The sequence below is a fragment of the Candidimonas nitroreducens genome (assembly GCF_002209565.1).
GTDB lineage: Bacteria > Pseudomonadota > Gammaproteobacteria > Burkholderiales > Burkholderiaceae_B > Candidimonas > Candidimonas nitroreducens.
In genome coordinates this window covers 1-15,779 of the sequence record NZ_NJIH01000001.1, presented here as the reverse complement: position 1 = coordinate 15,779, position 15,779 = coordinate 1, and the positions used below count along the sequence as shown (strand labels likewise).

Genomic DNA, 15,779 nt, shown 5'->3' with positions numbered 1-15,779 from the left:
AGACAGCCATGAACACCCGCCCGATCAAATTTTTCTATTCTCCCGGAGCCTGCTCGCTGGCATCGCACATCGTGCTCGAAGAAACCGGCGCCGCATACGAAGCCGTGCGGATCGCCCTGGCCGAGGGCGCCCAGCGGCAGCCGGACTACCTGGCCTTGAACCCCAAGGGCCGCGTGCCCGTCATCGTCGACGGCGATTTCGTGCTGACGGAAAGCCCCGCCATTCTCTACTATCTGGCACAACGCTTTCCGGCCGCCGGGCTATGGCCCGGCGACCCGCAGGCCGCGGCCCGCTGCGCGGAATGGCTGGCCTGGGGTTCGTCGGGCATACACGTCACCTACGCCCATTTGTCGCGCCCCGAACGCTATACCAACACAGAGGCCGCCATCGAAGACGTCAAAGCCAAAGCCCGCAGCGCATCGCGCGAGGCCTGGGAGATGGTCGAAGCCAAGCTGGCCGCAGCGAAATCCACCTGGGTGGCGGGAGAGCACTACAGCGTCGCCGACGCCTATGCGTTCGTCTTCTGGAACTGGGGCCGCAGCACCCGCCTGGGCTATGACATGGCACGCGATTTTCCCGTCTGGACCGAGCATGCCCGCCGCGTGGGCGAGCGGCCCGCGGTTCGGCGCACGCTCGAACAAGAAGGGATAGCGCTGCCCTGAGAGGCGAAGCCGTCGTGCGTCCGCGCCCGGCAAGGGCGCGGCGCAATTCCGGCAGCGCTAGCAGGCCTGCAGTACGTTGATTACCCGACCGGCCAGCATTTCCTTGGTGTTGCGCCCGTACTCCGCCATATGCGCCGACGCCGCATGAGCCCGCAGTGCCTCGGCACTTTCCCAGCGTTCGATCACCGCAAAAGTATCGGGCCCCAGATCAGTCTGCGGGCCGCCGAACCCCGGCACGTCGACTACCGCCTCGTAGCTGATGCAGCCCTTCTCGGCCAGCACGGCCGGCACGTTCTTCTTGAACAAGGCCAGCACGGCCTCGCGCTGCCCGGGCTTGGCGGTGATGGTGGCGATGACATGGATCATGCGGGTCATTCCTCAGGAATAAACAGATGGACGTACCCGCATCATAGGGCAAAACCCGGCAGCCCGGCACCCAGATGCGCGCTGGCCAGCTTCCTGCCCGGCGCCCCGGGCCGACAGCGCTTGCCTACGCCGCGTCGCCACCGCAGCCGGCGCCGGCCGGATCGCGGCCCGCGATCAGGCCAATGCCTCTTCGCCCAGATCCGCCACGGGCATCTCGAACAGGCAGCCGGACAGGGGAGCCTTGGCCAGCATTTCCAATGGGACGTTCTGCCGGGCTGTCGTTACGTACAATTTATCGAGATTTTGGCCACCGATCGCCAGGTCGGTGGGACACGGCACGGGTAGTCCGACGACTCGATCGAGCGAGCCGTCCCGCAAGAACCTCAGCACACTCCACCCCTCATACAGCGCGACCCAGATGCCTCCGGCCGGATCCAGTGCCAGGCCGCAGACCCGGCCGGCGCCCCGAGGCATCGTAGCCAAACGCCTGACGGCCGCCGTACCGGGCCTAAACACCAGTATGGAGCCCGAATCAGGCGCCGCCGCGTACAGCAGCCCGTCCTGCGCGGACCAGCGCAATGCTTGCACGGCCTCGCTCAGCTGCCACTGGGCGCTGAAGCCGCCGTCGGGGCTGGCCAGCCCCACTACCGTGGACGACGTGTCTTCCGAAGCCGGCAGCGCCGCCCAGATATCGTCTTGATCGCCTGCGCAAAATGCGTGGCACAGGCCGCGCAGCCATGGGCCGAGACTACGGCAGCTGCCGTCCGGCGCAACCGCCACCAAGCCTTCGCCACGCGCCACCCAGATCTCGTCGCCATGCAGCATCAAGCCGCGGACGGGCATATCCAGCAAGGCCAAATCGCCGCCCGCCGGAGAAGCGGAACACGGATCAAAAACCCGTATCGACGGCGCGAGAGTGTCCGCCCACACCAGTCTTTGCCGCGCCGAGTCCCAGGCGGGAAACGCCCCGTGGAAAGCCCAGGGCTTGGACACGGCCCTGACCACCGCATCCTCCTGCAGAGCCCGCATGGGAGCGAGCTGGGCCCCCACCCGTCTTGCCGCCTGCGCAATTTCGGGGCCCAGAAGCTCCAGGCGCTCGCGCGTGAGCCGATACGCGGGGCCCGCAACGCTCAGGGCGCCGCGCACCGCGCCCTGGGCATCGACGATGGCCGCCCCGGCGCAGCGCACCCCCGGCACGATTTCCTCGTCGTCGATGGCATAGCCGCGCGCCGAAATTATTCTCAACTCCGCATTCAATCGGCGCCGGTCGGTGATGGTGTTCGGAGTCAATGATTTGAGCGACAGCTCGCGCACCAGGGCATCGCGGGCCTCGGGCGCCATCGCGGACAAGATCGCCTTGCCCTGGCTGGTGCAATACACACTCTTGCGCTGGCCCAGCGCGGCGGCCGACCTTTCGCTGTGCGCCCCGTCGCAACGCTCCAGGGAAACAACCTCCAGGCCGTCCAGCGCGGCCAGGTAGCAGGTTTCCCCGGTCAGGTCGCGCAAGCCCCGCAATTCATGCATGGCCGCGGCGGCCAGGTCGGGCATGATGTACGCGCGCCTGGCCATCTCGAAGCACAGGGGCCCGAGGCGATACACCTTGCGCAGGGGATCACGGCGCAACATGCCCCGCGCCACCAATGTCGCCAGCAGGCGGTAAGCCGTAGTGCGAGGCAGCGACAGCTGGGCAGCGAGCTCGGCCTGGCTTACGCCGTCGGGCGCCGCCCCCACCTTCTCCAGCACGTCGATGGCCTTCTCGATGGCTCCGGTTCCATCGCCAGGGTTCACGGGCATAGTGTTTTATCTCAATATATGGAAATTCCGCCACGACCACGAGAGCCGGGCCGCTTATCCGTATTTTAAGTTTCCCCCCATGTGTCTACCATGCCTTTGTACGCCAGGACTGCCGGACAGGTACGGTTCAGGCACGTTTTATCCCAAGCTCTGGAACACCACGCCCACATACGCATCAGCTACGACAATCATGACTCTCAACGCTCCCCCACCTCTTGCCGAAATTCCCCGCCACAAGGCCGCGCCCCACGTGTCCGACGCAATACTGGATCGGCTGGCCCGCGTGAGCAGCGGATCTTTGACCACGCAGCTCTATATCAAAGGGTTCCGTCAACCCGTCATGCACGGCTTGCGCCCGCTGAACAAGCAGACCCAGCGCTTCGCGGGCCGCGCATACACGATGCGCTTCATCCCGGCCCGCGAAGACGTGGACATCTACGGCAACCTGACCACATCGCCATCGGCCGACAATCTGCAATGGGTCGGCGTGGAACAGATCGAGCCCGGGCACGTGCTCGTCATCGACAGCAACAAGGACGGCCGCGCCGCATCGATGGGCAATATGCTGATCACCCGGATGATGATGCGCGGCGCGCGCGGCGTGGTCACCGACGGCACTTTCCGCGACGGCACCGAGCTGTCGGAGCTGGCTTTTCCCATCTGGAGCACTGGCGTCACGGCAACCACCCGGCTGGCCTACCATCATGTGGCGGATCTGCAGGTGCCCATCGGCTGCGCCGGCGTGGCGGTCTACCCCGGCGACGTGATCCATGGCGACGGCGACAACATCACTGTCGTGCCCGCCCACTTTGCCGAAGAAATGGCCGACCTGTGCGAACAGCGCGACGAAATCGAGGCCTATCTGGCTTTGCGAGTCCAGGCCGGCGAACCGCTGTGGGGCCTGTACCCGCCAAGCGACGCAACACGCCGCCAGTACCGGGACTGGCTTGCCGCGGGCAAGCCGGCGATTGCGCCGGCCCGCCCGCTGGGCTCGCGTTGAATCCACAACAAAGGGAAGCTGCATGAATTCACGACACACCCCGGAGGATCACGCCGCGCTGATCCGACGCTATTTCGCCGCCTGCAATGCCGGCGACTACGAAGCGCTGGTAGACTGCTTCACACCGGACGCCGTGCACTATTTTCCACCGGGCTTGCCCGAAGTGCCCTGGCGCGGCGCGGATACGATTGCACGGAAATGGGTATGGTGCGTCCAGACCCTGGGTTCTCAATGGACCATCGAGCGCATCATCGTCAGCCATGATTCGCCGGAAGCCATGATCGAATGGACCCACTGGAAGAACAAGTCGGGCACTGCACTGCGCGGCGCCGAGTGGTACGACTTCGACCCCGCAACCGGCCGCATCGCGGAAATCCGCGCGTATTACGCCTCGCCCGCGAATCCGGAGACGCCAATCAATGAGCTGGCAGGCTTCGACTATTCCGGCCGCGGCTACCATCTCGGCAGTTTATGAACAAGATCCGCGGGCACCCCTGCGGCGCCCGCGATCCGGAGATCGCTTCATGCTAAGACACATCGTATTGTTCCGCCGCAATCCGGGCGGCCGGCCCGACCATGACAAGGAGCAGGCCCTTACGGCGCGCATGGCCGGGCTTGGCTCGCAAATTCCGGCGGTGCGGAAGTGGTTTTTTGCCCCCAACGAGCTGCAGCGCGCCATCAGCTGGGACTACGTACTGGAGGCGGAAGTGGACGATGCGCAGGCGCTGGACGCCTATCTGTTCCACCCGCTGCATCAGGCCTTGGTCGCCGATCTGAAACCCTACTTCGAATGGGCGGCCGTGGACTACACGGCGCCCTGAGCCCAGCCTGCCGAAGCCCCGGCCGAGCCACCACTGCAGCCCGGCTGCCCGGCAAACGGGGCTTCCGCAAATTTCAGCGATTACGATTTGCCATCGAACGACGCGCTTTCGCTGGTCCACTTGCGCGTCTGTTCGCTCAGGCTGAAGCCCAGGCCGGGGCGGTTCGGCACCAGCATGCGGCCATCGCGCAGCTCCAGGCGCTCATTGAACAAAGGTTCCAGCCATTCGAAATGCTCGAGCCAGGGTTCGCGCGCATAGGCGGCCGCCAGATGCAAGTGGATTTCCATGGCGAAATGAGGCGCGAGCTTCAGGCCCTTAAAATCGGCCAGGCTCATGATCTGCAGAAATGGCGTGATGCCGCCAACGCGCGGAGCGTCGGGCTGCACGAAATCGCAAGCGCCCGAGGTAATGAGCTGCGCGTGCTCGCCGAAGCTGGTGAGCATTTCTCCCGTGGCAACCGGAGTGTCCAAGCTTGCGGCCAATGCGGCATGGCCCTCGTGGTCATAGGCATCCAGCGGCTCTTCGATCCACACCAGATTGTATTGCTCCAGCGTGCGTCCCATGCGCTGAGCCGTGCCGCGATCCCATTGCTGATTGGCGTCGACCATGAAGCAGAAATCGTCGCCCAGATGCTTGCGCACGGCTTCGACACGCTTCAAGTCGGCCGCCGTGTCGGGCTGGCCGACCTTGATCTTGATGCCTCCGATGCCGTTGGCGCGCGCGGCGTCGATGTTATCCAGCACTTGGGGCAAGGGCATGGAAAGATAGCCGCCCGAGGTGTTGTAGCACTGCACCGAATCACGCTGCGCCCCCAGCAGCTTCGCCAGCGGCAGGCCGGCGCGCTTGGCCTTCATGTCCCACAAGGCTATGTCGAAGGGAGCAATGGCCTGGGTAGTCAGGCCGCTGCGCCCCATCGAAGCGCCCGCCCAGCATAGCTTGTTCCAGATCTTGGCGATGTCGTTCGGATCTTCGCCGATCAGATTCGGTGCGATTTCCTTGGCATGTGCATACATGCCGGGGCCGCCGGCACGCTTCGAATAACCGAAGCCCACCCCCTCATGGCCGTCCCGGGTCTGGATTTCCGCGAAAATAAAAGCTATTTCGGTCAAGGGCTTCTGGCGGCCCGTAAGAACTTTGGCGTCGCTGATGGGCGCCGCCAGGGGCAGAAAAGCCAGAGACACACGCACCCGCTCTATGCGGTCGGTGTCCAGTACCGGCAGCGCCTGCCCTGGGGAAAGTGTTTGCTTGGACTTGCTCATGTTCCATCCTGAAATGACTGCGGCGCCACCTTGTCTGCTCGCCGGACACCGCGCCTGGAAGCGCCCGGCCTGCTATCGATACTGCTATGAATACTGCGCCAGACACTGCATTAGTGCTGCGGCTTGATGCCGGCCTCTTTGATGACCTTGCCCCAGCGCTCGATTTCCGACTTCAAGAAAGCCGTATATTGTTCCGGCTTGGACACCACGACCACAAAACCGCTGGCCTCGAGCTTGGCGCGTGCCGGCGAAGACGGCCCGAATCCTTGGGCCAGCGCTTGCTGCAGCTTGTCGACGATCGCCTTGGGCGTCCCCGCCGGCGCAGACAGGCCGACCCAGGACACGGCGGTAAAGCCCGGGTACCCCGATTCGGCCACGGTCGGCACGTCCGGAAACTGCGGGTTGCGCCTGGCGCTGGTTACCGCCAATGCACGCAGGGTACCCGCGCGCACTTGGCCGAGCACGGCATCCTGATTGACGAACATGGTCTGCACCCGGTTCGCCATTACGTCCGTCAGCCCCGGATTGCCACCACGATAAGGAATGCCGACGATATTCAGCCCCGCCACTTGCTTGAGATACTCCATGGACAGCTGGCCGGACGACGCATACGTAGCAGCATAATTGACCTGCCCGGGGTGGGCTTTCACATACGCTACAAACTCCTTGAAGGTCTTGGCCGGAAACTTGGGATTGACCACAAGCACGTTCGGGCCCGACTCCAGCTGAGAGATATGCACGAAATCCTTCATGGAATCGTAAGCGGGCTTGGGCTCCAGGCCATGGGCGATGGCGTTGCTGCCTATGCCCGACAATAGCAGCGTGTAGCCGTCCGGCTTGGCCCGGGCGGCAACGCCCGTACCGATCATGCCGCCGGCCCCGCCCTTGTTCTCGACCACAAAGGATTGGTGCAGCTGCTTGCCGAGTTGATCGGCCATCATGCGCCCCATCATGTCACTGGTTCCGCCCACGGGGAAGGGAACAATGACCGTGACGGGCCGCGAAGGGTAATTGTCCTGTGCCTGGGCCAACCCGGGCAGCGCGGCACCCAGCGCCAGCGACCAGGCCGCCAGAAGGTGTCGGTAGTTTTTCATGCCTTTATCTCCTCGAACTGAATTAGTGGTGTTTCGGCCATTTGTGCGAACGAAGAACGCCCTGCACATTCGGATCAAAGCAAATTGCATCTTCCAATATGGACGCGCTTCCATTTTTGTCGCCCAGGCCCCATACTGCAAGCTGCAAAACGCGGTGCCGGCGCTGCTCGAGAGCTTCAGTCTCATGATATGAGACAAAATCGCAGCCACGCCGCATCCGGATCCCGGTACCCAGGCATCCACGGCAAACAGAGGTAAAACCATGGCAAAACGGATCGGCGCGCCGGCAGCCACTTCCGTATCTTCTTCGTCCTCGGCATCAGGGCTCAGACAGCCGGTGCGCATGTCAGACGTGGCCCAGGCCGCGGGGGTGGCGCGGGTGACCGTATCGCGCGCACTGAACTATCCCGAGACGCTGGCACCCGCGACGCTGGCCAAGGTGCTCGACACAATCCGGCGCCTGGGCTATGTGCCGGATCTGACCGCGGGCAGCCTGGCTTCCGCGCGCTCACGCATCGTGGGCGCGATCGTGCCCACACTGTCGAACTCATGGTACGCCGACACCATGGAGGGGCTGGCGGCAGTGCTGGGGCCCAGCGGCTATCACTTGATGCTGGCGCAGTCCAATTATCATCCCCGTGCGGAAGCCGGCCTCGTAGATGCATTTCTCGGCCGGCGCGTAGACGCGATCGTACTCACCGGCGTCACCCGCGACCGCGGCGTCCGCGGCAAATTGCGCAAGCTCGGCCTGCCCGTGATCGAGACCTGGGATCTGACCGACAGTCCTATCGATACGGTGGTGGGCTTTTCCAATACGGGCGCGGGCCAGGCCGTGGCCGCCTATTTCGGCAGTCGTGCACGGCTGCGCATCGGCTTCATCGGCGCGCGCGAAGAACGCTCGCTGAAGCGCCTGGCCGGCCTCAACCGGGGCCTGGCGGCGCTGGGAGCCCAGCCTGCGCATGCCGAGCTGCTGCACCCGCCTTCATCCATCGCCCTGGGCGCCCAGGCCGCGAATTCGCTGCTGCGCAAACAGCCTGACATCCAGGGCGTGTTCTGCAGCAACGACAGCCTCGCCGCGGGCGCCCTGCTGGAATGCCGCCGCCGCGGCTGGGACGTTCCCGGACGTTTGGCAGTCATCGGTTTTTCGGATCTCGCCATGGCCGAAGCCAGCTACCCGCCCCTGACGACCGTACGGGTACAGGCGCGGGAAATCGGGCGGCAGACTGCGCAAGCCTTGTTGCGCAGATTCGGTGGCGAGCCTCGGGCTCGCCACCAACGCATCCTGGACGTCGGTTTCGAAATTATCGAACGGGAAAGCGCATAACCGGGCGCCGCAGCGGCCACCCGTGGCGGCGCCACCCGCACGGCGCAGTCATCTTGCGGGGGTATGCCAGACGCCCGCGGCCTGCAGCAGGCCTCTTGTATAGCCCAGGGCAAACGCCATGAAACGCTCGCGCTTCTCGTCCAGAGCTGAAATGGGCACGTGGTCGGGACACAGAGGCCCGGCATAGCCGCCTCGCTGGTAAGCCTTGATGGCCTGGAACATGTCCACGTCGCCTTCGTCCGGGAACACCTCCTGGAAATCCAGGTAGCCGCCGCGGATATTGCGAAAATGCACCATGAAAATCCGGCCGGTGGCGGCAAACTCTTCTATGACCGGAATCATCGCCGCACCCGGGTCACGGAACATTTCCGCAACCGTCCCCTGGCAGAAGTTCAATCCATGGTTGCGGCTCGAGCTCAGCGACAAGAATTTACGCAACCCGTCTGCCGAACCCACCACATGTTCGACACCGTTCAACCCACCCACCGGATAGGCCGGGTCGTGGGGATGGCACGCCAGGCGCACGCCCGCATTGTCGGCGGCCGGCACCAGGCCTTCGATCAAGAACTCGATCGCATCCCATCCCGCCTTTTCCGTCACCGGGGGCACCTCGCGCGCAACCTTCTGGCCGCAGAGCATCGCCGTATCCGTTCCGCCCTCTGCCTGATCTGTAGGGTAGCCCACCCCCCAATACGAATGCTTGCGGTCTTCTTCCGGCCGATACTCGGCATGGACGAAACTCGAGTTGCGTGCCCCACCCCGCCCCGGCTTCATGCCGGTACGTGTAATGCCCACCATCTGCACGTTGTACTTCAAACAAGTGATGCCGGCATCCGCAGCCTTTTTTATGTTCTGCGCCAGGACGTCGCGCTGGCGCCGGGCGCCTTCCAGATCCAGCAAGGAATCCAGCAAAATCGACCCGACGTCCAATGCAAACACATCGAGCTTCAGATCGAAACCTTCGACCCATTGCCGATAGGCTTTGAGCCTGGCCGAGTCCCAGGCATTGACGCCGCCCGCAGCCGACACCATCTCGGTGCCGCGATTGTCCAGGACGACGTGCTCCACACCGAGTTGAGCGGACAGACGCAGCCGACGTTCGTCCGGATTGAGCAATTGCTCGCTGATATACATGAGAATCCCGGTTCGGATCGAGTCGAACGCCTCCGACCCGAACCGCAGCAAAGAATGAACACGTATTCATTCTGCATGCCGCATCGGTTCCGCAAAAGTATTTTTTGGCCTATGCGCCGGTATTTCTTATAGAAATCCCACGTTATGGGAACCCACGCGGCTCAATAGCGGCAGTTATCGCATGACGCCCACCGGCCAAGGCACGAACTCGTTGCTGCCGACGCCCAGAGATTCGCTTTTCGTCGCTACCCCCGAGGCGTGGGAAAGAATGCGGGCAAAGATCTGCTGCCCCATTTCTTCGATATCCATTTCGCCATCGATCACCGGGCCGCAGTTGATGTCCATATCAGCCTCCATGCGGACGAACATCGGCGTATTGCTGGCCAGTTTTATGGTCGGCGCGGGCAACGAGCCGAAACACGACCCTCGGCCGGTAGTAAAACATACCAAGTTCGCACCGCCGGCGATCTGGCCCGTGGCGGCCACGGGGTCATAGCCCGGGGTATCCATGAAGACGAGGCCATGCTCTTTGATAGGCTCGGCGTATTCATAGACCTGCATCAATGGAGCATTGCCCCCCTTCTTTACGCCTCCCAGTGATTTCTCCAGCACATTCGCCAAGCCGCCCGCGTTGTTCCCAGGGCTTACCTGGCCGTTGATTTGCGTGTCCCGGCCCCGGTTGTAATCCAGCCACCACTCGATGCGGCGCACCAGCTTGCGTCCGATGTCCGGAGTCCGGGCGCGTGCGGTCAATGTCTGCTCGACGCCGAAAATCTCGGAGGTCTCGGACAGCACCGCCGTACCGCCGTTGCGGATCAGCAGTTCCATGGCCCTGCCCAAGGCCGGGTTTGCCGAAAGGCCCGAGAAGCCGTCCGAGCCGCCGCACTGCAGCGCGACGACGATATGTTCGGCGGAAACACTTTCGCGCCGCACCTGATTCGCGGTAGCCAGCAGGTTCTCGACGGCCTGCACGCCCTGCGCCACTGCGGCGGATATGCCGCCGGCATCGCGTATGACCAGCGTCCGCAATGTCTCGGAAGGCGTAAGCGCCTCGTTTTGCAGCAACGACTCGATACCCAAGTGCTCTTCCCCGTACGCGACAAGCAGCACGCCGGCATGATTGACATGGCGTGCGTACCCGGCCAAGGTTCGCTGCAGCACGCCGATGGCCTCCTCTGCGGATCTCTCATCGGCGCCCAGAGTATAGGTATAGGGCGCGACGCCATCGACCTGCGGATATTGCTGCATTTTGTCGGCGCCGAATGCAGCGCATATCTTCCGCACCACGGCAGCGGCCCGCTGGCTGACCGCGATGACACCGACATAATTCCGGGTTGCCACGGAGCCGTCGCTGCGTACAATGCCCTGAAACCGGGCACGCTGCTCGAAAGGCAGGAACTCCGTCGGCCGATAATCGAGGCCGTGGCGATAGTCCTTCACCAGGTTGCCGAACTCGATGTTATGGCTATGAACCCAGCTTCCCGCCTCGATATTCTCGCCGGCAAACCCTATCGTGGTGTTGTGTTTCAAAATCGGTTCGCCCTTCTTCAAACCGCGCACCGCAATCTTGTGCCCCGCTGGCACGCGGTGCAGTGTCGTCACCCCCACGCTGTGCACGAAAGTTCCCGCAGGAACGTCGACGCGGGCGACCACGATATTGTCGTTGGGATCCAGCCTGATGAAGGGGTTGCGCAAGGCCGCAGCGCCAGGCGCGCTTGCAACCGGGATATTCAAGGGTTTGGGTTCGACGGTTTTGGTTTCCATGGAGATCATTCCTTACGCAAATACACCGATAGGCCAAGGCGCAAATCCGGTCTCGGCCATGCCGAACTCCTCGCCCCTGGTCGGCTCACCGCCCGCATGAGCAATCCATTGATTCAAGAGAATCGATCCCAACTGCTCGGGCGACTGAACGGCCAAGGCATCCGCGTCGAAATACAAGTCCAGATCGGCACTCAGGCCCGGCGTACTGCGGTCGGCTGCCGACATGCACATTGCCGGTGCCCCCGCAGCGTTGAACACATCAGCGCCGCGGGCCGACGCACAAAGCAAAGTCGCGCCGGCGGCAATCTGCCCGGTGGCGCACACGGCAAGGTTGGACGGAGAATCCATCAGTATCAAGCCCGAACCCGACACAGCGTGCGCATAGGCGACCACGTCTTCCACATGTGCGCGCCCGGTGTATGCAGGGATGCCCGGGGCGGGCGTCGCCGCGGTAGCAGTATGCTCCGGCGCCGCAGCCGATAATTGCGACTTCCACCAATGAATACGCTGCTCCAGCGCCTGGCGCGACGTTTCGGTGGATCTCCCGGCAAGTTCCGTGGCGGCATCCATGGTCTGCGACATCACCACAGTACCGCCGGCGGCCACAAGCAGGTCGACCGCCGCGTTGATCGCCGCGTGCGACATGGATCCACGGACTTCCCGCTCCAGCAGGACGCCCACGCACAAGTGCTCGAGCGCGACTTGCCTGCGGCTGGTTTCATTCGCCCACGGCAGCATGGCTTCGATCGCCGCCACGCCTCGCTCGACAGCCCGGGCGGTTCCTCCGACCTCCTGCAGTACCACGGACTGCAAAGCCGGCCCGACCTCGAGATGCTCTTGCTCGAGAAAGGCATAAATATTGTTCCGGTCACAACCCAGAGCCATTACCACCGCACCTGCAACGTTGGGGTTGCGTATGGCTCCTCCAAGAGTACGGCGCAACAAGTTCATGGGCTCGCCGCTTTTTTCCATGCCGCAGCCCAACTCGTGTATGACGGGAATTACGCCGTCGACATTGGGATATCGCGCAAGGCGTTCCGGGGTGAACCATTGCGCTACCATGCGCGCGGCCGAGGCTGCGCAGTTTCCCACGATCGCCACGGCCAGGAAGTTGCGCGTCCCGACCTTGCCGTCCTTGCGCAGGTACCCTTGGAACCGCAAATCGCTTGCTTCTTTGTTCATTGCTCGACTCTCCGTGCTGACCCGGCCTCGACACAGTCGGGCCACTGTAACTCATGCTTATTCAAATATGGGCCCAGTCCGGACAATGCCGCCGCGGGCAGCAAGACCCCCTGCTCTTGCGCCCGGCGCATTTCGGCCAAACCATGCTCGCCCGGAACACGCACACGCTCTACGCCTGGACGAGGCGGATTATCCCTACAGGAGCGTCTGAGCCAGGACATTTCTTCTTTGAAGGCATCCGCGCCGCCAAAAGCGCCAGGGTCGATGACCTGCAGGAAAACGTTCATCAGCACCCCTGTAGGTGCGGTGTGCCGGCCAAGCCCCGACAGGCCTTGAGTGAGCGCTTCGACCAGCAAGGCCATTGCGTAGCCTTTGTGGCCGTGATCCAGCCCCCCCACGGGCAGCAGGGTTCCCCCGCCGGAGGTCAATGCGGCGGGATCCCGTGTCGGGCAGCCCTGCGCATCCAGCACCCATTCGGCCGGAAACAGCTCTCCAGCCTGTGTCAATTGCCTCGCTCGGTTGGTAGTGGTGATCGACGCGCTAATATCGATGAGTATGGGATCGTCCGTGCTGGGAATGCCGCAGGCCAGGGGGTTGGGCGTGAACACGCCCTGCCGTCCGCCGTAAGGCGCAACGCCTTGGGCCGCCGGCCCCGAGCAACTGATTATCGGCATCAATCCGCGTTCAGTGAACCGCGGCAAGTAGACCGCCAGCGCGCCTGTGTGATGCGCGCCGGCGATGGTCAGGGTTACCACCCCGAACTGCGCCGATCTCTCGATCAGCAAATCAGAAGCCAAGTCCAGCAGCCAGGCTCCGGGCAGGCGATTCCCCTGCCAGGCAATGCAAGCGCCCCTGTCGGAGAGCACGGCAGGCTCGCCCTGCCGTGCCATCTGCCCCGACGTCAGCGCCTGCATGTACCAAGGAACAAGCGCCACGCCATGGCTATGGTGGCCCATCATATCGGCGCGAACCAAGGCTTCCGATACGCTGCGCGCCTTGTCCGCGTCGAGGCCCTCGCAGATAAAAAGCCGGCGAAGAACCGAGACTACCGAGACCACCGGAAAGCGAGCGTAATCGCGTATCGGCATGATGATGGCTCCATTAGTGTTTCAAAAAAAACGTCAATCCAGCTGAAGATGGATCGCGGCGGCTATGTCCTTGAATTTCTTCAGCTCGGACGCAACGAACTTCTGTGCATCTTCGCTGGAAGACGGAGTGGGCGAGGCACCAAGCGCTTTCATGCGTTTGGCCACCTCCGGGTCTTTCATGGCTTGGACGGCCGCGGAATGCAGCTTTTCCAGGACGTTGTCCGGAGTTCCTTTGGGAGCGACAAGCATCCACCAGCCTACTATCTCGTAGCCCTTTACACCCGCTTCGGCAAGCGTCGGGATATTCTTGGTGATGTCTCCGCGCTCAGCGCCCGTGGTCGCCAGAATCCGCAGTTTTCCCGTGCTGGCGTTCTGTACCGCGGTCGACGAATTGTCGATCAGAAAATCGACTTGCCCACCCATGAGGTCGTTTTCGGCGGGCGCACTGGCGCGATACGGAATATGTAGGACATTGAGCCCGGTCTTTATAGCCAGCAGCGCCGACGCAAGGTGACTGGTGGTGCCGACGCCATTCGACGCATACCGCAAAGGCTTGGACGATTTGCTATGCAGCAGCTCGCCTATAGTCTTATAGGGAGAATTGCCAGGAACTACTAGAGCGTAGTCGCTCATGGCCACGGTGGTAATGGGCGCAAAGTCCTTGACGGCATCGTAGCTCAGCTTCGAGTAGACGACAGGGTTGATCGCCTGGGTGGAGCTGGTACCAAACAATAACGTATAGCCGTCCGGGGTCGCGTGCGCGACATTGGCAGCGCCTATCGTGCCGCCAGCCCCCGCCTGGTCGACCACGATAATAGGCTGCTTGAGCAGCGCTCCCATCTTCATGGCCAGCATACGTGCAAGAACATCTGTCGCACCGCCGGCGGCATAAGGGACGATCAGCCGTATGGGCTTGTCCGGATAAGCTCCGGCCCACGCGGAGGGCAAAAAAACGAACGCCATCATCAAATAGAAGGCCTTGATCAGTGCACGCATGAATATCTCCTGGTTTTTGATTTCAAATTGCATTGTTTGAAGCGTGCCGAAAGGCAACACCCTGCCGCGGTGCTCGGCGCAACATGCCGCACCTTATGGTTTGCTTCAGAAAACTATTGCCGCTTGCGAGGCCTCTGAGACCCCTATGTATATCTTCTATGTATCTTCGAGACCCGAGGCTCCAGCCCCCGCTTCAGGCATGGGATACTCGTGGCCATTGAGAACCATGCCGGGGACAAGAGAGAAGTCCATACGAGGAGGCCCGAATACATCGATGATTCGACATCCCGCCTCCATCGCCTGGGTGGTATGGATCAGGCGATCCGGGATGGACAAGGCTGACGGGCTGCCGACCCGCATGTGCACATCATCCCTCCATTGCGCGGAATCCATGTCCCAAGGGGTGCGCAGATGATGAATGAACCGCCCTGCCGGAGTGACCGTGATCTGCTCGAAATCCTCGTGCGCATGAGGCATCAAATCGTGCGGATCACGCGGTGACTCGTAGGGGAACATGATGTTGACCATGAGGTTCGTCGAGCGGAAAACCCTGGAAATGCCCTTATGCGGCGCGTATCCCGACAAGGCGTAGTGCCGTAGGCGATATCCCTCCAGGGGCGGCGGCCAATCGGCTACCTGCCGCAAACTTGGCTCAAGCGTTTCATAGTCTGCCGCATTGACGGCCCTTGCCGCGAGGTCGACAGCCCGGCTCGAGAAGACCCGCGTCAAGACGCCGCCTCCGCGCAGGCGCAATTCGCTGCGTCCGGGCGGCATAATGAGCAAAGCGTCACCCGAAGACGCCCGCCGGTCGCCCTCGACATCGGCGACGGCCTCCATGCCGGGGGGAATGATCGCCATGTGTTCATCCACGTCCGATTCACGCACCAACGTGGTTTCATCGACCGTGCGCGTCAAGACGACCAGGAAGCGGGCGCAACGCAACACCCAGTGGCAGACGCCATCGGACGACCTGATTTGCGGGGCGTGCGCCTCGCAATCGATCAGTGTTCCCATCCTCACGGGACGCGCCTTGCTCATGAATGCTCCCGAGGCGCGGCCGCCACGAGCGGGCGTCCACTCGACACCCAATTCTGATAATCCGCCTTGGTTCGGTCATCAGCGGGGAATACACCCCACAACGCATCGCCCGCAGCTATCCGGGCCGCGATGTAGGCCTTGTTGTGGTCAAGTTTTAGTAGACAGTTTAAAGCGAGTTTTTTGGGCTTCTACTTGCTCATAGGCGTCGGGGGCTAAGTACCCCAATGTGGAATGTATGCGAACGGGGTTATAAAACA

15 protein-coding genes are annotated in these 15,779 nt (G+C 62.8%); 5 read left to right on the top strand and 10 right to left on the bottom strand.

The features are described from left to right. Positions 1–8: 8 nt before the first annotated feature. Positions 9–662 carry a glutathione S-transferase family protein gene (locus CEY11_RS00075; RefSeq protein ID WP_088601314.1) on the top strand — a complete coding sequence of 218 codons (654 nt, stop codon included), beginning with the start codon at positions 9–11 and terminating at the stop codon, positions 660–662. A gap of 57 nt (positions 663–719) precedes the next feature. Here the strand turns inward: CEY11_RS00075 and CEY11_RS00070 are convergent, their stop codons facing one another. Next, positions 720–1,028, bottom strand: a complete 309-nt coding sequence (locus CEY11_RS00070) for a putative quinol monooxygenase (RefSeq protein ID WP_088601313.1) — start codon at positions 1,026–1,028, stop codon at positions 720–722. 174 nt (positions 1,029–1,202) lie between these two features. Next, on the bottom strand, positions 1,203–2,822 hold the full coding sequence (locus tag CEY11_RS00065) for an IclR family transcriptional regulator domain-containing protein (protein WP_088601312.1): 1,620 nt from the start codon (positions 2,820–2,822) through the stop codon (positions 1,203–1,205). Between the two features lie 190 nt (positions 2,823–3,012). Between CEY11_RS00065 and CEY11_RS00060 the strand changes: the two genes are divergently transcribed. The 3 genes from CEY11_RS00060 to CEY11_RS00050 are packed head-to-tail and all read left to right on the top strand — an operon-like array spanning position 3,013 to position 4,643. After that, the gene (locus CEY11_RS00060) at positions 3,013–3,822 is read left to right on the top strand and encodes an RraA family protein (RefSeq protein ID WP_088601311.1); all 810 of its coding nucleotides are present in this window, start codon (positions 3,013–3,015) and stop codon (positions 3,820–3,822) included. 22 nt (positions 3,823–3,844) lie between these two features. After that, entirely contained in the window at positions 3,845–4,297 is a 453-nt protein-coding gene (locus CEY11_RS00055; protein ID WP_088601310.1) for a nuclear transport factor 2 family protein, read from the top strand. 49 nt (positions 4,298–4,346) lie between these two features. Continuing rightward, on the top strand, positions 4,347–4,643 hold the full coding sequence (locus tag CEY11_RS00050) for a Dabb family protein (protein ID WP_088601309.1): 297 nt from the start codon (positions 4,347–4,349) through the stop codon (positions 4,641–4,643). Between the two features lie 80 nt (positions 4,644–4,723). On the opposite strand, the gene CEY11_RS00045 is transcribed toward CEY11_RS00050, so the two are convergent. After that, positions 4,724–5,902 carry an L-talarate/galactarate dehydratase gene (locus tag CEY11_RS00045; RefSeq protein ID WP_088601308.1) on the bottom strand — a complete coding sequence of 393 codons (1,179 nt, stop codon included), beginning with the start codon at positions 5,900–5,902 and terminating at the stop codon, positions 4,724–4,726. A 110-nt stretch (positions 5,903–6,012) separates the two neighbouring features. Continuing rightward, entirely contained in the window at positions 6,013–6,996 is a 984-nt protein-coding gene (locus CEY11_RS00040; protein ID WP_088601307.1) for a Bug family tripartite tricarboxylate transporter substrate binding protein, read from the bottom strand. 262 nt (positions 6,997–7,258) lie between these two features. On the opposite strand from CEY11_RS00040, the gene CEY11_RS00035 reads away from it, so the two are divergent. Beyond that, entirely contained in the window at positions 7,259–8,320 is a 1,062-nt protein-coding gene (locus CEY11_RS00035) for a LacI family DNA-binding transcriptional regulator (RefSeq protein ID WP_088601306.1), read from the top strand. Positions 8,321–8,368: 48 nt separating this feature from the next. Here the strand turns inward: CEY11_RS00035 and CEY11_RS00030 are convergent, their stop codons facing one another. The 6 genes from CEY11_RS00030 to CEY11_RS00005 all read right to left on the bottom strand — a co-directional run bounded on the left by CEY11_RS00030 (position 8,369) and on the right by CEY11_RS00005 (position 15,522). Next, positions 8,369–9,454 carry a mannonate dehydratase gene (locus CEY11_RS00030; protein ID WP_088601305.1) on the bottom strand — a complete coding sequence of 362 codons (1,086 nt, stop codon included), beginning with the start codon at positions 9,452–9,454 and terminating at the stop codon, positions 8,369–8,371. Between the two features lie 174 nt (positions 9,455–9,628). Continuing rightward, on the bottom strand, positions 9,629–11,218 hold the full coding sequence (locus tag CEY11_RS00025) for a UxaA family hydrolase (RefSeq protein WP_088601304.1): 1,590 nt from the start codon (positions 11,216–11,218) through the stop codon (positions 9,629–9,631). A 12-nt stretch (positions 11,219–11,230) separates the two neighbouring features. Then, a complete protein-coding gene (locus tag CEY11_RS00020; RefSeq protein ID WP_088601303.1) occupies positions 11,231–12,400 on the bottom strand; it encodes a UxaA family hydrolase in 1,170 nt (389 codons plus the stop codon). Then, positions 12,397–13,488 carry an Ldh family oxidoreductase gene (locus CEY11_RS00015; protein ID WP_088601302.1) on the bottom strand — a complete coding sequence of 364 codons (1,092 nt, stop codon included), beginning with the start codon at positions 13,486–13,488 and terminating at the stop codon, positions 12,397–12,399. Before CEY11_RS00015 ends, CEY11_RS00020 begins: the two co-directional genes overlap by 4 nt. Positions 13,489–13,521: 33 nt before the next feature. Further along, on the bottom strand, positions 13,522–14,484 hold the full coding sequence (locus tag CEY11_RS00010) for a Bug family tripartite tricarboxylate transporter substrate binding protein (protein WP_158215144.1): 963 nt from the start codon (positions 14,482–14,484) through the stop codon (positions 13,522–13,524). Between the two features lie 156 nt (positions 14,485–14,640). Further along, a complete protein-coding gene (locus CEY11_RS00005; protein ID WP_143322629.1) occupies positions 14,641–15,522 on the bottom strand; it encodes a cupin domain-containing protein in 882 nt (293 codons plus the stop codon). Between the last annotated feature and the right edge of the window lie 257 nt (positions 15,523–15,779).